The 22,168-nt window shown below is 73.4% G+C and carries 20 protein-coding genes; 6 read left to right on the top strand and 14 right to left on the bottom strand.

Going from position 1 to position 22,168, the window contains the following annotated elements; all coding sequences use genetic code 11:
• Positions 1-20 precede the first annotated feature (20 nt).
• Complete coding sequence (locus ACH34S_RS35780; RefSeq protein WP_395957328.1) at positions 21-296, top strand: hypothetical protein; 276 nt, start codon at positions 21-23, stop codon at positions 294-296.
• A gap of 9 nt (positions 297-305) precedes the next feature.
• Here the strand turns inward: ACH34S_RS35780 and ACH34S_RS35775 are convergent, their stop codons facing one another.
• On the bottom strand, positions 306-923 hold the full coding sequence (locus ACH34S_RS35775; RefSeq protein WP_395957327.1) for a class I SAM-dependent DNA methyltransferase: 618 nt from the start codon (positions 921-923) through the stop codon (positions 306-308).
• The gene (locus ACH34S_RS35770; protein WP_395957326.1) at positions 920-2,395 is read right to left on the bottom strand and encodes a carboxyl transferase domain-containing protein; all 1,476 of its coding nucleotides are present in this window, start codon (positions 2,393-2,395) and stop codon (positions 920-922) included. Before ACH34S_RS35770 ends, ACH34S_RS35775 begins: the two co-directional genes overlap by 4 nt.
• A 35-nt stretch (positions 2,396-2,430) precedes the next feature.
• On the opposite strand from ACH34S_RS35770, the gene ACH34S_RS35765 reads away from it, so the two are divergent.
• Positions 2,431-3,894, top strand: coding sequence for an amidase (locus ACH34S_RS35765; RefSeq protein ID WP_395957325.1), 1,464 nt, complete (start codon positions 2,431-2,433; stop codon positions 3,892-3,894).
• 10 nt (positions 3,895-3,904) lie between these two features.
• On the opposite strand, the gene ACH34S_RS35760 is transcribed toward ACH34S_RS35765, so the two are convergent.
• Positions 3,905-5,275, bottom strand: a complete 1,371-nt coding sequence (locus ACH34S_RS35760) for a sensor histidine kinase (protein ID WP_395957324.1) — start codon at positions 5,273-5,275, stop codon at positions 3,905-3,907.
• A 453-nt stretch (positions 5,276-5,728) separates the two neighbouring features.
• Here ACH34S_RS35760 and ACH34S_RS35755 point away from each other — a divergent pair, with 453 nt between their 5' ends.
• Entirely contained in the window at positions 5,729-6,838 is a 1,110-nt protein-coding gene (locus ACH34S_RS35755; RefSeq protein ID WP_395957323.1) for a serine/threonine-protein kinase, read from the top strand.
• On the opposite strand, the gene ACH34S_RS35750 is transcribed toward ACH34S_RS35755, so the two are convergent.
• Positions 6,822-7,940 (bottom strand): PP2C family protein-serine/threonine phosphatase, encoded by a 1,119-nt coding sequence (locus ACH34S_RS35750; RefSeq protein ID WP_395957322.1) that lies wholly within the window; start codon positions 7,938-7,940, stop codon positions 6,822-6,824. The two genes, ACH34S_RS35755 and ACH34S_RS35750, sit on opposite strands and share 17 nt — an antisense overlap.
• A 141-nt stretch (positions 7,941-8,081) precedes the next feature.
• Here ACH34S_RS35750 and ACH34S_RS35745 point away from each other — a divergent pair, with 141 nt between their 5' ends.
• Positions 8,082-8,315 (top strand): hypothetical protein, encoded by a 234-nt coding sequence (locus ACH34S_RS35745; RefSeq protein ID WP_395957321.1) that lies wholly within the window; start codon positions 8,082-8,084, stop codon positions 8,313-8,315.
• A gap of 18 nt (positions 8,316-8,333) precedes the next feature.
• Here ACH34S_RS35745 and ACH34S_RS35740 read toward each other — a convergent pair whose 3' ends face one another.
• From ACH34S_RS35740 to ACH34S_RS35705, 8 genes are all read right to left on the bottom strand, one after another.
• Positions 8,334-8,801: a ribose-5-phosphate isomerase gene (locus ACH34S_RS35740; protein WP_395957320.1), complete on the bottom strand. Its 468-nt coding sequence runs from the start codon at positions 8,799-8,801 to the stop codon at positions 8,334-8,336.
• 47 nt (positions 8,802-8,848) lie between these two features.
• Positions 8,849-9,916, bottom strand: coding sequence for a hypothetical protein (locus ACH34S_RS35735; RefSeq protein ID WP_395957319.1), 1,068 nt, complete (start codon positions 9,914-9,916; stop codon positions 8,849-8,851).
• A 43-nt stretch (positions 9,917-9,959) separates the two neighbouring features.
• Entirely contained in the window at positions 9,960-10,931 is a 972-nt protein-coding gene (locus ACH34S_RS35730) for an ATP-binding protein (RefSeq protein ID WP_395957318.1), read from the bottom strand.
• A gap of 247 nt (positions 10,932-11,178) precedes the next feature.
• Positions 11,179-11,964, bottom strand: coding sequence for an energy-coupling factor ABC transporter ATP-binding protein (locus ACH34S_RS35725; protein ID WP_395957317.1), 786 nt, complete (start codon positions 11,962-11,964; stop codon positions 11,179-11,181).
• Complete coding sequence (gene cbiQ / locus ACH34S_RS35720) at positions 11,961-12,737, bottom strand: cobalt ECF transporter T component CbiQ (protein ID WP_395957316.1); 777 nt, start codon at positions 12,735-12,737, stop codon at positions 11,961-11,963. Before cbiQ ends, ACH34S_RS35725 begins: the two co-directional genes overlap by 4 nt.
• Positions 12,737-13,087: a PDGLE domain-containing protein gene (locus ACH34S_RS35715; protein WP_395957315.1), complete on the bottom strand. Its 351-nt coding sequence runs from the start codon at positions 13,085-13,087 to the stop codon at positions 12,737-12,739. The genes cbiQ and ACH34S_RS35715 overlap by 1 nt, the downstream gene beginning before the upstream one ends.
• Before the next feature lie 11 nt (positions 13,088-13,098).
• Positions 13,099-13,812 (bottom strand): energy-coupling factor ABC transporter permease, encoded by a 714-nt coding sequence (locus ACH34S_RS35710; RefSeq protein ID WP_395957314.1) that lies wholly within the window; start codon positions 13,810-13,812, stop codon positions 13,099-13,101.
• 136 nt (positions 13,813-13,948) lie between these two features.
• Complete coding sequence (locus ACH34S_RS35705) at positions 13,949-14,563, bottom strand: DsbA family protein (protein WP_395957313.1); 615 nt, start codon at positions 14,561-14,563, stop codon at positions 13,949-13,951.
• Positions 14,564-14,782: 219 nt separating this feature from the next.
• On the opposite strand from ACH34S_RS35705, the gene pepN reads away from it, so the two are divergent.
• Together pepN and ACH34S_RS35695 are read left to right on the top strand one after the other, a co-directional pair.
• Positions 14,783-17,320, top strand: coding sequence for an aminopeptidase N (gene pepN, locus ACH34S_RS35700; RefSeq protein ID WP_395957312.1), 2,538 nt, complete (start codon positions 14,783-14,785; stop codon positions 17,318-17,320).
• Between the two features lie 113 nt (positions 17,321-17,433).
• Entirely contained in the window at positions 17,434-18,432 is a 999-nt protein-coding gene (locus ACH34S_RS35695) for a hypothetical protein (RefSeq protein ID WP_395957311.1), read from the top strand.
• Here the strand turns inward: ACH34S_RS35695 and malQ are convergent.
• Positions 18,413-20,566: a 4-alpha-glucanotransferase gene (gene malQ, locus ACH34S_RS35690; RefSeq protein WP_395957310.1), complete on the bottom strand. Its 2,154-nt coding sequence runs from the start codon at positions 20,564-20,566 to the stop codon at positions 18,413-18,415. The two genes, ACH34S_RS35695 and malQ, sit on opposite strands and share 20 nt — an antisense overlap.
• Positions 20,567-20,594: 28 nt before the next feature.
• Positions 20,595-22,019 carry an amidase gene (locus ACH34S_RS35685; protein ID WP_395957309.1) on the bottom strand — a complete coding sequence of 475 codons (1,425 nt, stop codon included), beginning with the start codon at positions 22,017-22,019 and terminating at the stop codon, positions 20,595-20,597.
• Positions 22,020-22,168 lie beyond the last annotated feature (149 nt).

The following is a 22,168-nucleotide window of genomic DNA, read 5'->3' as shown; positions in this document are numbered from 1 at the left end:
GAGCAAAGAAAGCGAACGACATGGCGGACAAGACCGTCGCGGGCGACCCGCACCTGATCGTCTCGGATCCGCCGGGCCGGCGGACCATCCGGGGATGTACCGGCCCGAAGATCGTGGCCTGGGCCCTCGCCACGCTCGTCGCCGTCGCGGCGGCCGCGGCGCTCGCCGCCTGCCTGCCGCGGGGCGGGCACCGCCGCGGCACCCGCCGGATCCACCGCCGGCGCCCCTGGCATCGGGCTTGGCACGGCGCTCCGGCACACGGCCGGGACGACGAGGCCGACAAGCGCCAGGGCTGACGCCCGCAGTCACGGTTTACGGAGCAGCAGGTGCCCTGCGGGGAAGCGTTCCTGCTCCGACGGTTCGCGGTGGAGGCGGGCGATCTCGGTGAGGCCGGCCCGCTGCAAAAGGCCGGAGAGCGGGCTCAGCGGCCAGCGGTAGGCGAGGGCGACCCTGTGGTCGAAGGGCTGTGGCGCGTCTCCCTCGCAGGCTTGGAAGGCGATCAGCAGGTGGCCGCCCGGGGCGAGGACGCGGTGGAACTCGGAGAACACCCGCGGCAGATCCTCCGGGGGCGTGTGGATGGTCGAGAACCAGGCCAGGACGCCGCCCAGGCTCTCGTCCGCGATGTCGAGGGCCGTGATGGTGCCCTCGTCGAAGCGCAGGCCGGGATGCTCCCTGCGGGCCTGCGCGATCATCTCGGGTGACAGGTCGACGCCGAAGACGGGGAGCCCCAGGGACGCGAGGTGCCCGGTCAGGCGGCCGGGCCCGCAGCCCAGATCGGCGACCGGGCCGGAGCCCCGGGTCAGGTCGGCGAACGCGGCGAGCAGCGCGCGGTCGAGCGGCATGTCGTCCAGGAAGTCGCGGAACATGTCGGCGTAGAGAACGGCGACGGAGTCGTACGCGGATCGGGTGGCGGCTTCGGTCATGGGGTTGGACGGTAGCGGGCCGCGCGGACGGCCGGAGTGCCCGGGGCGAGGCCGCACAGGCCCCGCTCGACGGCGGCGGCGGCGCGGCGGCAGAACGGCTCCGGCTCGTCGGCGGCGTCGGGGTGCTCGTCCACCAGCACGTCGGCCAGGCCGTCCCGGAGCAGGTCCGCAGACCGGACGCCCTGCGACGCCGCAATCTCGTCCGCCCGGGTCGGGGTCCGGTGGACGATCAGCGACGCGCCCTCCGGCGGGAGCGGCGACAGCCAGGCGTGCCGGGCCACGAGCACGCGGTCGGCGGGGAGGAGGGCGAGCGCCGCGCCGCCCGTGCCCTCGCCGAGCAGGAGGCAGAGCGTCGGCGCGGGGAGCGGGATCAGGTCGGCGAGGCAGCGGGCGATCTCACCCGCGAGGCCGCCCTCCTCCGCCTCGGCGGACAGGGCCGCGCCCGGCGTGTCGATGACCGTGACCAGCGGGAGCCCCAGCCCGGCGGCGAGGCGCATCCCGCGGCGCGCCACGCGGAGGGCCGCCGGGCCGAGGGGGTGGCCGGTGCGCTGGCTCTGCCGGTCCTGGCCGATCAGGACGCAGGGCGCCGCACCGAAGCGGGCGAGGGCGAGGAGGAGCCCCCGTCCCGCCTCGCCCTCGCCGGTGCCGGAGAGCGGGGTGACGTCGGACGCGCCGTACCGGAGCAGGTCACGCACCCCCGGACGCCCCGGCCGCCGCGATCGTTCGATCGACTCCCAGGCCGTCGTCTCCGGCGCGGCACCGGACGGAGGCCCCGGTTGAAGGGCCGCGGGTGGCCTCTCGCAGAGGACGTTCAGCGTGCGCGACGCCACCTCCGCCAGGTCGTCGACGGCGACAACGGCGTCCAGCAGCCCCTTCGCCGCGAGGTTCTCGGCGACCTGGACGCCGGGCGGGAACGGTTCGCCCTGCAGTCCCTCGTACACGCGCGGCCCCAGGAACCCGATGAGCGCGCCCGGCTCGGCGGCCGTGACGTGGCCGAGCGAGCCCCAGGAGGCGAAGACGCCGCCGGTGGTGGGATGCCGCAGGTAGACGAGGTACGGGAGCCCGGCGGCACGGTGCGCCATGACGGCGGCGGCGATGCGGGCCATCTGCACGAACGCGGCCGTCCCCTCCTGCATGCGGGTGCCGCCGGACGCGGGCGCGGCGAGCAGCGGCAGGCGCTCGGCGGTGGCGCGCTCCACGGCCGCGACGATCCGGTCGGCGGTGGCGAGGCCGATCGATCCGGCGAGGAAACGGAACTCCGACACGACGAACGCGACGCGGCGGCCATGCAGGCGGCCTTCGCCGGTGATGACGGCCTCGTCGCATCTACTGCGCTCGCGGGCGGCGGCGAGATCCCGGCCGTAGGGCGAGGACGGGTCGGGCCCACCGGCGGGCGGGGTGTCCCAGGACGTCCAGCCGTCCGCGTCAAGGACGCGACGCAGCAACTCCCGGGCCCCGGCTCGTTCCGTCACCGACCCATCATGACCACACGCGCAGGTCGACCCGGATGCCAGGGGTGGACACTGGGAGCGCAGTCCGGGAGAAGGGGAGCACGGTGTCAGAGGAGATCCACTTCGCGTCCGCGCGGGAGCTCGCCCGCCGGATCCGGGCGCGGGAGCTGTCGGCCCGCGAGGTCGTGCAGGCCCATCTCGACCAGATCGAGCGGACGAACCCGCAGGTCAACGCCATCGTGACGCTGGTCGCCGAGCGGGCGCTGGAGCAGGCGCGGGAGGCCGACGACCGGCTCGCGGGCGGCGCGGACGCCGGGCCGCTGCACGGGCTGCCCATCGCGCACAAGGACACGCACGCCACCGGGGGCATCCGCACGACCTCCGGTTCGCCGATCTTCGCCGACCTCGTCCCGGCCGCCGACGAGCTCGTCGTCGAGCGGATCCGCGCCGCCGGGGCCATCACGATCGGGAAGACGAACGTGCCGGAGTTCGCGGCGGGCTCGCACACGTTCAACCCGGTGTTCGGCCTCACCCGCAACCCCTACGACCTGTCGCGGTCGGCGGGCGGCAGCAGCGGCGGCGCGGCGGCCGCGCTGGCGTGCGGGATGCATCCGCTCGCGGACGGCAGCGACATGGGCGGCTCGCTGCGCAACCCCGCGTCGTTCTGCAACGTCGTCGGGTTCCGGCCGTCGCCGGGGCGGGTGCCGTCGTGGCCGGTGCCGGCGGGCTGGTCGACGATGGGCGTCCAGGGCCCGATGGCGCGGGACGTGGCCGACGCGGCGCTGCTGCTGTCGGTGCTCGCCGGTCCCGACCCGCGCAGCCCGATCGCGCTGGAGACACCGGGATCGGCGTTCGCGGGCCCGCTCGGCCGGGACGTCACCGGCCTGCGGCTCGCCTGGTCCCCCGACCTCGGCGGCCGGGTGCCCGTCGACCCGGCGGTCACCGGCGTCCTCGAACCGGCGGTGAAGGCGTTCGAGGAGCTCGGCTGCGCGGTGGACGAGGCGTGCCCCGACCTGTCGGGCGCGGACGAGGTCTTCCGCACGCTGCGCGCCTGGCACTGGGACCTCGCCCTCGGCCCCCTCCTCGACGAGCGCCCCGCCGACTTCAAACCGTCGCTCGCCGCCAACATCGAGGCGGGCCGTGCCCTCACCGGCAGCGACGTCGGACGGGCCGAGACGCTGCACACGGCGCTGTTCCACCGGGTCAGGGAGTTCTTCGGACGCTACGACGCGCTGCTCCTGCCGGTCAGCCAGGTGCCGCCGTTCGACGCCGCGATCGAGTACCCGGACGAGGTCGCCGGGCATCCCATGCCCGACTACCTGGAGTGGATGCGCTCCTGCTTCCTGGTTTCGGCGACCGGCTGCCCGGCCCTGTCGGTCCCCGCCGGGTTCACCGAGGACGGCCTGCCGGTCGGGCTGCAGATCGTCGGGCGGCATCGCGCGGACCTCGCCGTCCTGCAGCTCGGGCATGCCTTCGAGCAGGCCACGGGGCACGGGACGCAGCGTCCGCCCATCAGTTGAGAGTCCGGCATCAGCTTTCCGACCTGTCGAGCGGGATGCGCAGGACGAGCCGCGCGCCCTTGTCGCTGTCGGCGGCGATGAGCGTGCCGCCGTGCGCGCGGGCGATGTCGCGGGAGATCGTCAGGCCGAGGCCGGTGCCGCCGCGGTCGCGCTCGCGGCCCTCGGGGAGCCGCTGGAACCGCCAGAAGATCCGTTCGCGGTCCTCGGGGGCGATGCCCGCGCCGTCGTCCAGGACTTGCAGGACGGCGTCGTCCTCGTCCGTGGTCACGGTGACCCACACCCCCGAGGCGGCGTGCCGCTCGGCGTTGTCGAGCAGGTTCGTCAGCAGCCTGACGAGGTGGTGCGCCGTGGCCTGCACCACGACCCCCTCGGCCGCGTCGACCTCCACCGGCACCCGCCGGGGGCGCCGCGCCGTCTCCGCGCGGACCAGCTCGCCGAGGTCGATCCGCTCCCGCGCGACGTGCACGCCCGCGCCCAGCTTCGCGAGGATCAGCAGGTCGGAGACGATGCTCTGCAGCCGGTCGGCGTCGGCGAGCGCGGCGCGGGCGACGGCGGGCCAGTCCTCGTCCTCCGGCCGCTCCAGCGCGACCTCCAGCTGCGCGCGCAGCCCGGTGAGCGGGCTGCGCAGCTCGTGCGAGACGTCCGCGACGAACCCGCGCTGCCGGGCGAGCACGGCCTCCAGCCTGCTCAGCGTCACGTTCACCGACTCGCCGAGCTCGGACACCTCGTCGTCGGGCCCGGGGACGGTCACCCGGCGTCCCGTCCCCCGGCCGGTGATCTCGGCGAGCTCGGCGCTCATCACCCGGACCGGCCGCAGCGCCCGGCGCACCGACAGCGACACGATCCAGCCGACCGCCATGGTGGCGAGCAGCACGGACGCCGCGAGCATGCCGATGAACGGGACCCGGTACTGGGTGAAGCCGCCGATGGGGGCGCCGGTGTGCACGATCCGCCAGCCGTGCGGGGTCCACACGCTTTCGGTGACCAGGTAGACCGCGCCCTTGCCCCGGATGTCGAGGGTGCGGTGCTCAGAACGGCCCGGGACGCGCGGGGCGGGGACGTCCAGCGGGCCGCGCCCGTGCAGCGACTCGCTCGACGCGACCAGGCCGCCCTCCGCGTTCACGACCTGGAGGAGCGTGAAGTCAGGGTCTTCGACGGGCAGCGTGCCGTGCGGGTCGGTGGTGCGCACGAGCGTGGTCAGGTCAGTGCTGACGAAATCGCCGCGGTCGCGCAGGTCGCGGTACACGGTGCCGCGGACGGCCTGGTAGAAGAGCACGACGCCGGCGGTCAGCAGGATGAGGACGATGAGGGTGGCGGCGGCCGTCACGCGGGTCCGCACCGACCAGCACGACGGTGACAGCCTGCCCCCGGATATGCGCACCCCGGTGCCCCTCCCCCTTTCCGGTTCGCACGCGGCACCGGGCCCGCGCCGCGTTCCAGCGCCCGGGGGGAGAACGCAGGACTGGATGTTACCTGCTCATTGCCCGGCGAAACATCGCCCGAGAAGGGCAGCTGACGGGGCCCGAGAAGGGCGGGCGATGGGGGCCTGAACAGCACAGATGCCCGCACGGACGGCGCCTCCCACCCCTGGGGAGCCGCCCGTGCGGGCACCAGGTCCGGCGCCGCCCGCCACCCGCGCGCCGAGGAGGAAAAAAATCCGGCGGGACCGGGCCGTGCTTGCCGAACCGCTTCCCACTCTGCCGTGCCCAGGTGCACAGGGCGCGACATCGACATGACGATCACGTTTCCGGCACTTCCTGCGAAGACACCCCAATAATCCGCCGCCGAACGGGGATGCACGGGGGCGAGGACAGCAAGGGGGCCGGAAAGACCCATGAACGGAGACATCAGGCCGCTGGAACCCGCCGACCCGCGCGAGGTCGGCGGGCACACGCTGCTCGGCCGGCTCGGCTCGGGCGGCATGGGCACCGTCTACCTCGGTACCGACCCGGTGTCCGGCGGGCGCGTCGCGGTGAAGACGATCCATCCACATCTCGCCGGCGACCCGTCCTCCCGGCGGCGCTTCCTGGACGAGGCGTACCTCGCGGGCCGCGTCGCGTCGTTCTGCACGGCGCGGGTCCTCGCGCACGGCGAGGAGGAGGGCCGCCCCTACCTCGTGACCGAGTACGTGGGCGGCGTGTCGCTGCACGACCGGCTCGTCGACGACGGCCCGCTCCCGGCCGCCGACCTGCACGGCGTCGCGGTCGGGGTCGCGTCGGCGCTCGCCGCGATCCACGCGGCGGGCTTGGTGCACCGCGACCTGAAGCCCGCCAACGTGATGCTGACCCTGTCCGGCTGCCGCGTCATCGACTTCGGCATCGCCCGCAGCCAGGACTCCATCAGCGTGACGGCCGCGACCGGCAAGGTCCTCGGCACCCCGGGCTGGATGGCGCCGGAGGTGCTCATCGGCGGGCCCGCGACACCGGCCGCCGACGTGTTCGCCTGGGGCTGCCTCATCGCCCACGCGGGGACGGGACGGATGCCCATCGGCGGCGACCCTGCGACCCTGCGGACGGCGTCCGACGAGCCCGACCTGTCCGGGCTGCCGGAGTCGCTGGTCCCGTCGGTGCGGGCGGCGCTGGCGCGGAACCCGGTGGACCGGCCGACCGCGTCCGACCTGCTGCTCGCGCTCGTGGAGCAGCCGCCGTCCAACGCCTGGCCCGCGTCCGGCCGGGCGCCCGCGCTGGACCTGGCGCCCGTCCAGATGTCGGTCTGCGCCGCGCCCAGGCAGCACGATCCGTCGGGCTCGGCCCTGCCGGACGAGCGCGTGGAGACCGACACCAGGGCGTTCACGCCGCTCGGGATGGCGGGCGCCATGTCGTCCACGCGGGCGCGCCTGCTGGCGGGCCTCGGCGCGGCCGCCGGGACCGTGGTGATCGGGGCCATCCTCGCCGGACGCGCGCAGAGCAAGGAGGCGGGAAAGGGCGTCAGACGCGCCAGATGACCACGAGGGCGCAGTCGTCGTCGCGGGCCGCGGCCATCGTCTCCACCAGTTCCCGCGCGCCGCTGCCGAACCCCTGCGGGACGAGCCGCTCAGCCTCGCCGAGCAGCCGGTCGATGCCGGCGTCGAGGTCGCTGCCCGGCGACTCGACCAGCCCGTCGGTGTAGAGGAGCAGCGCGTCGCCGGGCCCCAGCGTGCCGTGCTCGGGGACGCATTTCAGGTCGGGCACGACGCCGAGCACCACGCCTTTGGCGGAGCTGACCCGCCAGGCGCCGCTGCCCGCGTCGAACTGGACGGCGGGCGGATGCCCCGCCGACTCGACCGTGTACTCCCCCGTCGCCAGGTCGACGACGACGTGCACGGCCGTGACGAACCCCTCGTCCCAGCGCTGGCGCTGCAGGTAGGCGTTGCACGCGGGCAGGAAATGATCAGGCTGGACCGATCCAAGGAGCCCGCCGAACGCACCGGACAGCATCAGCGCCCGTGTGCCCGCGTCGGTGCCCTTGCCGGACACGTCGACCAGCGCCACCTCCAGCGAGTCGCCCTGGTAGGACGACACGACGAAGTCGCCGCCGAACGACGACCCGCCGGCCTGCAGCAGCACGACCTGCGTGCCCCAGCCGTCCGGCAGCTCGGGCATCTCGCCCTGGCGCTGCAGCCGGTCGCGGAGCTCCAGCAGCATCGAGTCGCCGCGCAGGCCCTGCACGCCGAGCTTCTGCCGCGTCCTGGCGAGCGACAGCGCCAGCACCGCGGTGATCGACAGCGTGGCGACCATCCCGGGCCCGATCGCGGCGACGTCGTGCAGGGCGTTGTAGGCCGTCACCGCCACCACCACGCCGAGCAGCGCGACGAGGCTGCGCACCTTCAGCAGCAGCCCGCCGCCGACCACGATCAGCACCAGCGCGCCGGACGGGGCCAGCCCGCGCGAGTCGGTGGACGTGGCGAGCCCGATCGCGATCGCGAGGACCGCCAGCGCCGCGAAGACGTAGCGCTCCCGGGTCAGCTTCCCCCGCCTGAGCCAGCGATAGAACGCCACGAGCAGCGGAATCTTCCGCAGCACGTCGCGCACTCGCGGCGGTAGCAGCTGCACCAGTCGTTGAAGCATGACCCCGGCACTGTATCGAGCAATCACGGCCGCCGGTCGGCATCCGGACCACGGGTGACCTGTTGCACCGGTCCAGCTCCGTATTATCCGGAGACGGGGCGACATCCGGATGAACGGCTCAGCGGGCGAGGAGGCGGGTCGATGGGACAGCCGGGGATGCGGGTCACGGTGGACGCGGCGATGCGGGCACGGGACGTCTCCCGTCCCGCCCCGGACGGCGAGCAGGCGACCGGCGCCGACCAGGGATCGGGAAACGGCCCGGAGCCGGGCGCGGGGCCCGCCGAGCCCGCCCGGCGGACGAAGGCCGCCAAGAACGAGCGGCGCCGCCTCGGCAAGCGCGGCGCCCGCAAGCCCGCTCCCCCGGACGGGGTCTAGCCAGGACGGAGCGCCGGGTCAGGGCAGCGGCGGGAGCTCGCCGGTGTTCTCGTAGTCGCCGAGCATCGTGATCCGGCGGGTGTGGCGCTGCTCCCCGGAGTACGGGGTCTCGATGAACAGCTCCAGGAACCGCGTCGCGGTGGCCAGGTCGTGCTGCCGGGCGCCGATGCTGATGACGTTCGCGTCGTTGTGCTCGCGGGCGAGCCTGGCGGTGTCCTCGTTCCAGACCAGCGCGGCCCGCACGCCCTTCACCTTGTTGGCCGCGATCGCCTCGCCGTTGCCGGAACCGCCGATCACGACGCCGAGCGTGCCCGGCTCCGCGGCCGTCCGCTCGGCGGCCCGCAGGACGAACGGCGGGTAGTCGTCCACGGCGTCGTACGCGAACGCGCCGCAGTCGACGGCCTCGTGCCCGTTCTCCTTCAGCCAGGAGACCAGGTGCTCCTTCAGTTCGAAGCCGGCATGGTCGGTCCCAAGAAACACGCGCATGGGCCCGATTCTCGCAGGCCCCACGCGGTGGTCGCGCAGCGGTGCGGCTAGTCCTCGCTGCGGCCGCGGTCGACGATCGTCCGGTCCGCCAGGTTCAGGTCGTCGTCCTCCGGGGTGTCCGCGGGCGGCTCGGGCTCGGCACCGGACCCGGCCGCGGGCTCGGCCTCGGACGGCTCGGGGTCGTCGGCGGCGGTCTCGGGCTCGGCCGGCTCGGCGGTCTCCGGCGCGGGGGCCGGCTGCTGCGGCGGGACGGGCGGCGCGCCGAACTGCTGCGGCACCGACGTTCCCGGCTGCTGCGGCACGGGGACGCCGGGCTGCTGGGGTGCCGGGGCACCGGGCTGCTGCGGGACGGGCGCGGCACCCCACGCCTGCTGCTGCGGCTGCCCCTGCGGCGGGACGTACGGAACGGCCGACGGATGCGGCTGCTGCATCTGCTGTGGCGGCATTCCAGGCGGCATCTGCTGCGGCATCGGCTGCTGCGGCATCCCCTGCGGGGGCATCCCCGGCTGCTGCATCGGCATGCCGGGCTGCTGCGGGGCGAACGGCGGACGCTGCGGGTACTGGAGCTGGCTCCCCTGGGGCTGCCGGGCCCCCGTGCGCGAGCCGGAGATGGCGAAACCGCCCAGGGCGCCGAGCCCCGCGATCCAGCCGAACAGGGCGCCGGCGGTCGCGCCCTCGCTGATGGCGAAGAAGATGGTCCGGGATGCGGACGCGGACGCGAAGTCGAGCGTCCAGTGGGCGAGGGGCCCGTACACCAGCCCGGAGACCGCCCCGGCGACGATCGCGGCCCACCAGCCGACGATCACGGCGCCCAGCGGCCCGCGGTTCGGGTCGATGATCCGGGCGCCCGCGACCACGAGCAGTCCGAGCAGGACGAAGAACAGCAGGACGGCGAAGTCCGTGACCAGGACGTAGGTCCACTCCGCGCCCGGGCGCGGGGTGAACCGCCAGGCGAGGGCCTGGGAGTAGGACACCAGCGGCCCGATGCCCTCGTCGTACTCGAAATCGCTCTCCCTGATGGCGTCGACGACCCACTGGTTGTCGAAGATCAGGGCGATCACGGCGACCGGGAGCACGGCACCGGCAGCCATCATGATTATGCGCCGCATCGTCATGACCGCAGGGTAGTGCCGATCACCGGTCGCCGGTAGCCGTTCGTCACCCGGCGTAGGCGGCCGGGAAACGGAATTCCGGATCGACCTGCTCTTCCAGGTTCTCGCCCGTCGCCTTGTTCGCCCAGCTGCGGGCATTCTTGATGTGGAATTCGACGGCCTGGCGGTGGAATTTGTCCCAGTCCTTTACGCGGGAGTCCACCTCGGCGCGCATGCGGTCGAGCGCGGCGAGGTTGCCCTCCTCCAGCGGGACGCCCTGCCGGCCCTGCTCCAGCGCGCGGACGGCGGCCGACTGGCCGACCCAGGTCAGCAGGTCGCTGCCGACGTGGTCGCGCAGGTAGGCGACGTCCTCGTCGATCTGCACCTTGTTCCCGACGACGCGGATGGCGACGTCGTAGTTGCGGGCGTACTCGGTGTACTGCCGGTAGACGCCGACGCCCTTGCGGGTGGGTTCGGCGACCAGGAACATCAGGTCGAACCGGGTGAACAGCCCGGACGCGAACGTGTCGGCTCCGGCGGTCATGTCGACCACGACGTACTGGCCCGGCTCCTCCATGAGGTGGTTGAGGTAGAGCTCGACCGCGCCGGTCTTGGAGTGGTAGCAGGCGACGCCGAGGTCGTCGTCGTTGAACGGGCCGGTGGCGAGGAGCGTGATGCCGGCTCCGTCCGGCCCGAGGCCGACGCCGACCTCCTGGCCGGCCTCGTGGATGGGGTCGTCGCCGCGGAAGCGCAGCAACCGGGAGCCGGCCCCGGGCGGCGTGGTCTTCACCATCGCCGACGCCGAGGAGATCCGGGGGTTGTCGCCGCGCAGGTAGTCCTTGATCTCGGGGAGCCGGTCGCCGAGCGCGGGGATCTTGGCGGCGCGGCCCTCGTCCAGGCCGAGGGCGACGCCGAGATGCTGGTTGATGTCGGCGTCGACGGCCACCACGGGGAGCCCGCGCCCGGCCAGGTGCCGGACGAAGAGCGCCGACAGGGTGGTCTTGCCGCTGCCGCCCTTGCCAACGAACGCAACCTTCACGAAAACCCCATTTCGGTGATGAAAACCATTACCATTCCCTCTGGTCGACCTGAGTCTGGCAAGGCTCCGGGACCGGCGCAAGCCGAAACCCCGAACCGAAAATTCACCTCACCGAGCGTTCGGCGCGAACGCCCACGAGCGGCGCCCGCGCCTGTGAAAGACCCGTCAACCCCGGAACGTGACGTCAGTCAGCGCTTATGGTCAGCAGGCGGGCACGGCGGGGGTCGGCCGGCGGACGCCGCGGAGGTCAGCGAAGTGTGGCGGCGGGGTCGAAGCCGAAGGGGAGCTCCAGGCGGTGGGTCTTGAGGAGCCCGGGGTCGGTCAGCACGTCGCGGGTCGGCGCGTCGGCGGCGATGACCCCGCCGGACAGGATCACCGACCGCGGGCACAGCTCCGCCGCGTACGGGAGGTCGTGCGTGACCATCAGGACGGTCACGTTCAGGCTCAGCAGGATCTCGGCCAGCTCGCGGCGGCTCGCCGGGTCCAGGTTGGAGGACGGCTCGTCCAGCACCAGGATCTCCGGCTCCATCGCCAGGACGGTCGCGACGGCGACGCGGCGCCGCTGCCCGAACGACAGGTGCTGCGGCGGGCGGTCGGCGACGTCCTGCATGCCGACGCGGGCCAGCGCGTCCCGCACCCGGCGGTCCAGGTCGGGGCCGCGCAGGCCGAGGTTGGCGGGGCCGAACGCGACGTCCTCGCGGACGGTCGGCATGAACAGCTGGTCGTCGGGGTCCTGGAACACGATGCCGACACGGCGGCGGATCTCCCGCAGCGCCTTCTTGTCCTTCGGGTCGACCGCGAGGCCGCCGACCCTGACCTCGCCGAGGCCGCCGTGCAGGATCCCGTTGAGGTGCAGGACGAGCGTGGTCTTCCCGGCGCCGTTCGGCCCGAGGAGCGCGACCCGCTCGCCGCGCCCGACCGTCAGGTCGACGCCGTAGAGGGCCTGCGTGCCGTCCGGATAGGCGTAGGCGAGGCCCTGCACTTCGAGCGACGGCACTTCGAGCGAGGGCACGCCGGGCGAAGGCGCGGTCATGGGGTCATCCAAGCAGCCAGCGTCACCAGCGCGGCGGCGAGGGGCAGCGCGGCGGCGGCCGTCCACTGCGCGGCCGTGGCGCCCACGTCGTGCGTGACGGGCATGCGCCCGTCGTAGCCGCGGCTCAGCATCGCCAGGTGAACGCGCTCGCCCCGCTCGTACGAGCGCAGGAACAGCGCCCCGACCGACTTGGCGAGCACGCGGGTGGCGCGCAGGTCGCGGGCCTCGAACCCGCGGGACGCCCGCGCCACCTTCATCCGGCCGAGCTCGGCGGCGACGACGTCCCCGTACCGGAGCATGAACGTCGCGATCTGCGTGATGAGCTGCGGCATCCGCAGCCGCTCGATGCCGAGGAGCAGCAGCCGCGGCTCGGTGGTGGCGGCCAGCAGGATCGAGGCGACCACGCCGAGCGTGCCCTTGGCGAGGATGTTCCAGGCGCCCCACAGCCCGTTCTCGCTCAGCCCGACGCCGAGCACGGTCGTCTCCTCGCCGGTCGCGACGAACGGCAGGAGGAACGCGAACGCGACGAACGGGACCTCGATCACGACCCGCTTCACGACCGTCCCGAACGGGATCCGGGCGGTGGCCGCGACGCCCGCGAGCAGCAGCGCGTACACGCCGAACGCCCACATCCGCTCGCGTGGCGTGGCGACGACCAGCAGCACGAACGCCAGGACGGCGACGAGCTTGCACTGCGGCGGCAGCCGGTGCACCGGCGAGGCGCCCGGCACGTAGAGCCGGTGCGTCACACCCGCCGCGTGGCCCCCGCCCATCAGCCCTTCGCGGACGCCCCGGACGCCGCGCTCTCCTCCCGCTCCTGGCGCTCGGAGGCCGAGCCGCGCCGCCGGACGCCCCAGAACAGCCCGCCGCCGACGAGCAGGACGGCGCCGACCCCGATCACGCCCGACAGGCCGCCGGACAGCCGGGCGTTGTCGACCCCCTTGACGCCGTAGTCGCCGAGCGGCGAGTCCTTGAGGGCGTGGTCCTTCTCCTCAGCGCTGATGCCCTTGTCCTCGGCGACCTTCTCCAGGCCGTCGGGGTGGGCGCTGGCGTAGAAGCTCACGATCCCGGCGAGGATGAGCGAGACGGCGAGGAACCCGACGAAGAACTTCTTGGTGGTCATGTCGTCCTCCCTCAGGCCCGCGACGGCTCGGCCGGGCCGCCGGCCTGCGGCTTGGCGGTGCGCAGCTCCAGCGGCTTGATCAGGCCGCGCGCCCCGTGCACCAGGTCGGGCCGGACGGCCAGCACGCTCGACACGGTCACGGCGGTGATCAGCGCCTCGCCGATCCCGATCAGCACGTGCACGCCGACCATCGCGGTGGCGACCTTCGCGATCGACACGTCCGCGGTCCCGCCGACGGCGTAGAGGAGCGTGAACGCGACGGCCGAGGCGGGCACCGAGAGCACGGCGGCGGCGAACGCCGAACCGGCCACCGACGCCCTCGACTTCGGCAGCACCCCCAGCAGCAGCCGGAACGTTCCGTATCCGACGATGACCGTGACGAGCCCCATCACGGTGATGTTGACGCCGAGGGCGGTGAGGCCGCCGTCCGCGAACAGGAGCGCCTGCATCAGCAGGACGACCGAGACGCACAGGACGCCCGTGAAGGGCCCGACGAGGATCGCCGCCAGCGCCCCGCCGAGCAGGTGCCCGCTCGTCCCGGACGCGACCGGGAAGTTGAGCATCTGCGCGGCGAACACGAACGCGGCCGTCAGCCCCGCGAGCGGCGCGGTGCGGTCGTCCAGCTCCCGCCGGGCGCCGCGCAGCGCGACCGCGACGCCGGCCACCGCGACCGCGCCCGCCGCGATCGATACCGGCGCATCGATGAATCCGTCCGGTACGTGCATCCTTCACCGCCCCTAACCGTTTTCTGCGTCAGGGACATTTTGAAGCCTGCGCATCGCAGTTGCAAGATTCTTGCAATAACGTGCCCGTGCAATAACCTGCACCCACGCCGCTCAGACGCCCCGCTCGCCCGCCCGCTCAGTCGAAGCTGGGCTCCCTGGTCCGGGTGCGCTTGAGCTCGAAGAAGCCGTCGGTGGCCGCGACCGCGACCACGCCGTCCCAGAGCTTGACGGCTGCCTCACCCCGCGGGATCGGCGTCACGACCGGGCCGAAGAACGCGCTGCCCTCGACCTCGATCACCGGGGTGCCGACCTCCTGGCCGACGCGGTCGATGCCGTCCTTGTGGGACGCCCGGACGGCCTCGTCGAAGTCGGTGGTCTCGGCGGCGTCCGCGAGGGCCGGGTCCAGCCCGGCCGCCGACAGCGACGCCTCGAAGAAGGCCCGGTCGAACTTCTGCCGCTCGTGGTGGCGGCGCGTGCCCATCTCGGTGTAGAGGCGTCCGAGCACCTCGTTCCCGTACTTCTGCTCGGCGGCGATGCAGACCCGCACCGGGCCCCAGGCGTCCTTGAGGCCGCGGCGGTACTCCTCCGGGACGTCCTTGTCCTCGTTGAGGACGCTGAGGCTCATCACGTGCCAGCGCACCTGGATCGGGCGCTGCTTCTCCACTTCCAGGATCCAGCGGGACGCGATCCATGCCCACGGGCACAGCGGATCGAACCAGAAGTCCACCGGTGTGACAGCGTCCTTGCTCAACGTCGCCTCCTAGGGCGCGATTAGGGGTGTCTTCCCGATAATCGGGATTTTCTTCCCGCTAAGGGGTGCCTTCCTGCGACAACCCGGCCCCCGCCGCCCTGATTCCCGGGCGTGAATACCCGCGGTGCGAAGTCACGCATGCCGTGGCGGACGGGCCGTTTCGGCGCCGGGTTGGTAGACATGGGGGCACCAAGCGATTAAGCCGACCGAGGAGTTCATGTGGCAGGCAACCTCACGCGCGAGGAGGCGCGGGAACGGGCCCGGCTGCTCACCGTCGAGTCGTACACGGTCGAACTGGACCTGACGACGGGCGGCGACGAGCGGTTCGGGTCCACCACGGTGGTGCGGTTCGGGAGCACCGAGCCTGGCGCGTCCACGTTCATCGACCTGCACGGCGCCATCGTGCGGGACGTGACGCTGAACGGGAAGGCGCTCGACCCGGCGTCCTACGACCCGGACAAGGGCCGGATCCCGCTGCCCGATCTCGCCCGGGAGAACGAGCTCCGGGTCGTGGCCGACTGCGCCTACTCGCGGTCGGGTGAGGGCCTGCACCGGTTCGTCGACCCGGTCGACGACAGCGTGTACCTGTACTCGCAGTTCGAGACGGCCGACGCGCACCGCATGTACACGTGCTTCGACCAGCCCGATCTCAAGGCGACCTTCGAGCTGACCGTCAGGGCGCCGGAGAACTGGGAGGTCGTCACCAACGAGGCCCCCGAGACGGTGAGCGGCGGAACGTGGCATTTCCTGCCGACGCCGCAGGTCTCCACCTACATCACCGCGCTCATCGCCGGGCCGTACCACGTCGTCCGCGACGAGTACCGCCGCGACGACGGCACCGTCATCCCGCTCGGCGTGTTCTGCCGGGCGTCGCTGGCCGAGCACCTCGACGCGGACGCCATCGTCGACGTGACCCGCCAGGGCTTCGCCTACTTCGAGGAGGTCTTCGGCCGCCCGTACCCCTTCGGCAAGTACGACCAGCTGTTCGTCCCCGAGTTCAACGCGGGCGCGATGGAGAACGCGGGCGCCGTCACGTTCCTGGAGGACTACGTCTTCCGGTCCCGGGTCACCGACGCGGCCTACGAGCGGCGCGCCGAGACGATCCTGCACGAGATGGCGCACATGTGGTTCGGCGACCTCGTCACCATGCGCTGGTGGGACGACCTGTGGCTCAACGAGTCGTTCGCCACGTACATGAGCGTCCTGTGCCAGGCCCAGGCCACCAAGTGGACGGGCTCCTGGACGACGTTCGCGAACCTGGAGAAGGCGTGGGCGTACCGGCAGGACCAGCTGCCGTCCACGCACCCGATCGCCGCCGACATCCCCGACATCCGCGCGGTGGAGGTGAACTTCGACGGGATCACCTACGCGAAGGGCGCGTCCGTCCTGAAGCAGCTCGTCGCGTATGTCGGGCTCGACAACTTCATGGTGGGCGTCCGGCGGTACTTCGACCGGCACGCGTGGGGCAACACCGTCCTGACGGATCTGCTGGGCGCGCTGGAGGAGACCTCCAGCCGCGATCTGACGACGTGGTCGAAGGAGTGGCTGGAGACCGCGGGCGTCAACACGATGCGGCCCGAGTACGAGGTCGACGCCGACGGGAACTTCACGTCGTTCGCCGTCCTCCAGGAGGCGAAGCCCGACTACCCGACGCTGCGCTCGCACCGCCTCGCGATCGGCCTCTACGACAGGACGGGCGAGGGCATCGTCCGGCGGGAGCGGGTCGAGCTCGACGTCGTCGGCGCCCGGACTGAGGTTCCGCAGCTCGTCGGGCAGAAGCGGCCCGACCTGGTGCTGGTCAACGACGACGACCTCACCTACGCCAAGATCCGTCTCGACGAGCATTCGCTGGCGACGCTGATCGAGCACATCGGCGAGGTCAAGGAGAGCCTGGCGCGGGCGCTGTGCTGGTCGGCGGCCTGGGACATGACCCGCGACGCCGAGATGGCGACGCGCGACTACGTCCGGCTCGTCGCGAAGGGCATCGGCGGCGTCACCGACATCTCCGTCACGCAGACGCTGCTGCGGCAGGCGCGCACGGCCGTCCAGCAGTACGCCGACCCGGCCTGGCGCCGGGAGGGGCTGGCGCTGCTGGCGGACACGCTGTCGGGGCTGGCCCGCGACGCCGCCCCCGGCTCGGACCTCCAGCTGGCCTACACGCAGGCGTTCACCGCGTCCGCCGTGTCGGACGAGCACCTGGCGTTCGTGCAGGGCCTGCTGGACGGCTCCGAGGTCCTCGACGGCCTCACCGTCGACACCGACCTGCGCTGGTCGCTGCTGCGCCGGCTCGTCGTCACCGGCAAGGCGGGCAAGGCGGAGATCGACGCCGAGCACGAGCGCGACAGGACCGCCGCGGGCGAGCGGCACGCCGCCGCCTGCACGGCCGCGCTCCCGTCCGCCGAGGCGAAGGCGGCGGCGTGGGAGCGGATCGTGTCCGGCGACCTGCCCAACGCCGTCTACCGGGCGACGCTGGGCGGCTTCGTGGAGCCCGACCAGACCGATCTGCTGCGCCCCTACGTCGAGAAGTACTTCACCGAGGTCGGACGCGTGTGGAAGGAGTGGAGCAGCGACATGTCCCAGACGTTCGCCGAAGGCGCCTACCCCTTCCTGATGGTCGAGCAGCCGACGATCGACCGCACCGAGAGGTACCTGGCCGACGAGCGTCCGCCGCCCGCGCTGGCGCGGCTGCTGTCGGAGGGCCGGGACGGCGTGGCCCGCGCCCTGCGCGCCCGCGCAAAGGACGCCGCGTCCGCCTGACGCCGCCTCCCCGGCAGGCCGGCTCACCCCCGGGTCTGACCAGTGGGGTCTGACCCTGTGCACGATCCCCGTGACCGTGCGACCATCGCATGGTCACGGGGAGGGGGTTCGGTGTGGAGACGGCGAAGGACGTCCTCACGGCACTGGCTCGGCGCCACGCGTTCGGGGACCTGGAGGCGCTGATCTCGCAGGGCACGCTCGTCCCGGACGTCCATGCGAAGGCCATCGCCGCCCTGTGCGCGTTCGGGCAGCGCGTCCTCGACCTGGACGCCGAAGACTTCGGCGAGCCCGAGGCGGTCGGCGAGGTCCCGCAGGACCTCCTCGACCGGGCCCGCGCGAGCCGCATGCCGCAGGCGCCGCGGGAACGGCCCCGGGGCGCGCTCGCCAGCCTCCGGCCCGCCTACCGGCTGCTGCTGGAGGTCATCGCGGTCCGCTGGCACCGCCGCGACATGGCCGCGCTGGTCGCGGCCGTCCACATCGCGGGCGAGTACCTGCCGATGCTGGCCTGGGAGCCCGTCCTCGGCCACGCCGGTGACCCGGCGCTGATCGGCGCGTCGGTGGAGGGCGAGGGCAGCCGGTTCGGGGCTCCGCTCGAGCCGGGCGCGGCGCGGATGTGCGAGCACACGCGCCCGGAACGGTCCGCGTGCGACCGGACGCTCCGCGTGGCGAAGGAACCGCCGTCCGGCTGGCGCAACTACCTGGACCGGCAGCACAGCCAGGTCGCGTCCGCGCTGGGCGACTGCGCGGCCCGCTGCCGCACCCCGTGCACGGTCATGACCCGCCTGGACGACCTCGTCCGCGCCGACCTCACCGAACGCTGCAAGCTCGCCACCGACTTCACCGACGGCGCCCTGGTCAAGCTCCGGCACGCCGCCCCGGTCGGGCACGGCTTCGGCGTCCCGTCGCCGGACGAGGTGCAGCGGGCCTGGGCCCGGGCCCGCAAGTCGCTGTCGCACCAGCCGCTCGGCAAGGCGGCGCTGGCGGGCGCCGACGACGACCCCTATCCGCTGCCCGGCCTGCCCGCGCTGTTCTCCGCGATCGCGGCGGACGACCTGCGTCCCGACACGCTCCTGCACGACGTGACGAAGCGCATCACATCGACCCTCGCCTGAAGAGCCGCAGCGCGCCGCCGTCCTGAAGATCCTCCAGGAGGACCGGGACCCCGTCGGCGTCGGCGAGCGGGACGCGCCAGTTCGGGTACTCGTCGACGGTCCCCGGCTGGTTCTGGGTACGGCGTTCGCCGACGGCGTCGGCCAGGGAGATGCCGACGAGGCGGGCCGGGGTCAGGGTCAGGAAGTCGTGCAGGGCCGTCACGATCTCCTCGTCATGGTCGGAGGAGCTCTCCGCCAGCGCCCGCATGATCTGGTCGGGCGGGGTGCCGAGCAGGTTCTCGGCGTGCAGCAGCGCCAGCCACCCGGACAGGATGCGGTGGTGATCGTCCTCCTCCTCGGCGCGGGAGTGGGCGAGCAGGCCGAGCCGGTCGCGCAGGTCGATGTGGTCGCCGTGGACGAACCCGGTGATCGGCGGCATGTCGTGCGTGCCGACCGTCGCCAGGGACAGCTCGCGCCACTGCTTCGCGGGCTTGGGACGTTCGTCCGCGCCGCGCTCGAACCAGAGCAGGGACGTGCCGAGGACGCCATGGTCGGCGAGCGCGTCCCGGACCTCGGGTTCGACGGTGCCGAGATCCTCGCCGACGACCACGCCGCCGAACCGCTCCGCCTCCCAGGCCAGGCAGGCGAGCAGCGCATCGCGGTCATAGCGGACGTAGGTGCCCTCGTCCGGGGAGGCGCCCTCGGGGATCCACCACAGCCGCGACACCTGCATCGCGTGATCGAGGCGGATGCCGCCGCCGTGCCGCAGCGCGGACGCCGCCATCTCGCGGAACGGCCGGTAGTCCTCGACGCCGGGGTCACGCCACCGCCACGGCTGGAGCCCCCAGTCCTGGCCGCGCTGGTTGAACTCGTCGGGAGGCGCGCCGACGCTGACCCCCTGCGCGAGCGCGCCGCCGTACACCCAGGCGTCCGCGCTGCCGTGCGGCGCCCCGACCGCCAGGTCGTGGACGATCCCGACCGGCATCCCGGCGTCCCGGGCCGCCCGCTGCGCCGCCGCGAGCTGCCCGTCCAGCCGCCACAGCAGCCATTCGTAGAACCGGGCGCGGTCGCGGTACCCCGCGCTCCTGCGATCCCGCAGATGGGCGGGCCAGCGCCGCCAGTCCGCCGTGCCCTGCTCCTCCGCGATGGCGCACCACACGGTGAACGCCTCGGCCGCCTCGCCCTCGCGCCTTCGGAAGGCGGCGAGCTCCGGTTCGCCGCGGTGACCGCGCTGCCGGTACATCGCCTCGAACGCGGCCATCTTCGCCGTCCAGACCGCGTCCCGGTCGAGGAGCCCTTCGCGTGCGCGCAGGCCGGCGGCCATGGCGGCGAACCGCTCCCGCTCCTCCGGGGGCAGCGCCGCGTACTCCGGCATGTCCTCGACCCGGAGGTAGATCGGCGAGGGGAACCGGCGGCTCATCGGCGCGTACGGCGACGGCGCGACCGGCGGGACGGGCTCCCCCGCATGCAGCGGATTCACCAGGACGAAGCCCGCCCCCAGCTCCCGCCCGCTCCACGCCGCCAGCTCCGCCAGGTCATGCAGATCGCCAAGCCCCCAGGACGCGCGGGAGCGCACCGAGTACAACTGCGCCGTGAACCCCCACGTCCGGGGCGGAGGCGCCAGCGAGGCCGGGGCCACAAGCACCGTCGCGGACATCGCCCGGCCCACCCGGACGCGGCCCCGGAGCCGCCCGGACGGCGAATCCGCGGCCCCTCCCCGCGGCTGGAACGTCCCCTCGGTCCAGATCCCGGCGCGGAGCCGGTGCCAGCCGGGCGGCACGTCCGCGAGCCCCGCCAGCGGCCGGAACCCGGTCTCGGCCCCCGGCGGCGAGAGGACCTCCGCCGCACCGGGCTCGATGTCCACCTCGAGGTGCTCGCCCGGCCGCAGGCGGCTCCGCAGCGCCGTGACGATCTGGTCGGCGACACCGCCGTCCGTCCGGCGGACGATGAGGGCCGGCCACCCGGAACGCCGTCCCTCCCGGTGACGCTCCAGCCCGTCGCGGACGGCGGACGGGGACGACGCGTCCACGCCGAGCGCCCGCAGCACCGCGATCAGGGTGTCGCGGGAGACCTCGACCTCGCGTCCGCGCCAGTCGGCGTACCGGGTCGCCACGCCGTGCAGGCCCGCCAGCCTGGCCAGTTCGTCGTCAGCCACCCCTGCACCATGCCCAGGCCGGCACGTGTCACGCCGTCCAGATGCCGGGGGTGCGGCCGATCCAGGGCCGGGCCTCCTCAAGCTGCGCGGACAGCGAGATCAGCGTGCCCTCGTCGCCGAGCCGCCCGGCGAGCATGATCCCGATCGGCAGCCCGTCGTCGTTCCAGTGCAGCGGGACGTTCACGGCGGGCTGCCCGGAGATGTTGTACATCGCGCAGAACGGCGTGAACCGCTTCTGCCGCTCGAAGTTCTCCGCGGGCTCCTGATCATGGAAGTAGCCGACCGGGGCGGGCGGCTCGGCGAGCGTCGGGTGCAGGATCGCGTCGAACTCGTCCATCACCGGGAACGCCGCCCGCAGCCCGCCCTGCAGCGCGGCATGGGCCTGGAGGACCTGCGGCGCGGTCGTCGCCTCGCCCCGGGAGCGGAGCCAGCGGGTCAGCGGCTGGAGGAGGTGCTCGGCGCCGTCGGGGACGGGGGTGATCGTCGCCATGACGGCCCAGAGCGTCTCGAAATGCGGGACGAGATCGGGCCCGAACACCGGCGGCATGTCCACGACCTCGTGCCCCAGCTCCGCCAGCAGCTCGGACGCCGCGTCGTAGGCGGCGACGCAGTCGGGATGCACCACGGCGCCGGGCAGCGGGGACTCCCGGGTCCGCGCGATCCGCAGCCGTCCCGGCGGGCGCCCGGCGTAGGACGCGAACGTCCCCTCGACCGGCGGCGCCGCGTACAGGTCGCCGGGCATGCGGCCCGCGATCACGTCCAGCAGGAGCGCCGCGTCACCGACGGTCCGGGCGATGGGCCCGTTGGTGGACAGCCCGAAGAGCTCGGGGACGATCGGCCCGTGCGAGATCCGCCCGCGGGACGGCTTGATCCCGAAGAGCCCGCACACGCTGCTCGGGATCCGGATCGAGCCGCCGCCGTCGCTGCCCTGCGCGACCGGGGCCAGCCCGGACGCGACCGCCGCGGCCGCGCCGCCGCTGGAGCCGCCCGCCGACCTGGACAGGTCCCAGGGCGTCCGGGCGGGCGGCGCGAGGTCGCCCTCGGTGTAGCAGGGCAGCCCGAACTCGGGCACCGAGGTCTTGCCCAGGAGCACCGACCCGGCCCGCTGGAGCCGCGACACGACGTAGTCGTCCGCGAACCCGGTCAGGCCCTCGTGCACGCGCGACCCGAGGGCGAACCGGACGCCGGCCACCATGTTCAGGTCCTTGACCGGGACGGGGACGCCGTGCAGCGGCGGCAGGTCCGCGGGGTCGGCGGCGTCCTGCACGGCCTTCTCCGCCCGGCGCGCCTCATCGCGGGCGCGCTCCGCGGTGACGGTCACGTAGGCGCCGACCTGCTCGTTGAGGCGCTCGATGCGGTCCAGGTAGTGGTCGGCGAGCTCGACCGGGGATACTTCCCCGGTGCGGACGGCCGCCGCCATACGGGTGGCGCTGAGGTCATGGATCTGTGTCACGAATCGGAACGCTAGACGCCGTGTGCGCGGGCATCAAAGAGGGCAGGCACGTCTGCAGCGGCGGAGGGAGAAGAATACCTACGTACCCATCCCACACGGCAGTGAATCACCCACGGACGGCGACAAAACTATTAACCCGGCATGACTAG

It is taken from the genome of Actinomadura sp. 3N508 (genome assembly GCF_044326375.1).
GTDB lineage: Bacteria > Actinomycetota > Actinomycetes > Streptosporangiales > Streptosporangiaceae > Spirillospora.
The sequence above is the reverse complement of the archived record's forward strand: the minus strand, read 5'-3'. Positions and strand labels throughout refer to the sequence as shown.

Excerpts from the sequence above, each read along its gene's own strand:
- ACH34S_RS35780 (WP_395957328.1), top strand. The coding sequence starts at position 21 with ATGGCGGACAAGACCGTCGCGGGCGACCCGCACCTGATCGTCTCGGAT.
- ACH34S_RS35775 (WP_395957327.1), bottom strand. The coding sequence starts at position 923 with ATGACCGAAGCCGCCACCCGATCCGCGTACGACTCCGTCGCCGTTCTC.
- ACH34S_RS35765 (WP_395957325.1), top strand. The coding sequence starts at position 2,431 with ATGCCAGGGGTGGACACTGGGAGCGCAGTCCGGGAGAAGGGGAGCACG.
- ACH34S_RS35755 (WP_395957323.1), top strand. The coding sequence starts at position 5,729 with ATGAACGGAGACATCAGGCCGCTGGAACCCGCCGACCCGCGCGAGGTC.
- ACH34S_RS35750 (WP_395957322.1), bottom strand. The coding sequence starts at position 7,940 with ATGCTTCAACGACTGGTGCAGCTGCTACCGCCGCGAGTGCGCGACGTG.
- ACH34S_RS35745 (WP_395957321.1), top strand. The coding sequence starts at position 8,082 with ATGGGACAGCCGGGGATGCGGGTCACGGTGGACGCGGCGATGCGGGCA.
- ACH34S_RS35740 (WP_395957320.1), bottom strand. The coding sequence starts at position 8,801 with ATGCGCGTGTTTCTTGGGACCGACCATGCCGGCTTCGAACTGAAGGAG.
- ACH34S_RS35735 (WP_395957319.1), bottom strand. The coding sequence starts at position 9,916 with ATGACGATGCGGCGCATAATCATGATGGCTGCCGGTGCCGTGCTCCCG.
- ACH34S_RS35725 (WP_395957317.1), bottom strand. The coding sequence starts at position 11,964 with ATGACCGCGCCTTCGCCCGGCGTGCCCTCGCTCGAAGTGCCGTCGCTC.
- cbiQ (WP_395957316.1), bottom strand. The coding sequence starts at position 12,737 with ATGGGCGGGGGCCACGCGGCGGGTGTGACGCACCGGCTCTACGTGCCG.
- ACH34S_RS35715 (WP_395957315.1), bottom strand. The coding sequence starts at position 13,087 with ATGACCACCAAGAAGTTCTTCGTCGGGTTCCTCGCCGTCTCGCTCATC.
- ACH34S_RS35710 (WP_395957314.1), bottom strand. The coding sequence starts at position 13,812 with ATGCACGTACCGGACGGATTCATCGATGCGCCGGTATCGATCGCGGCG.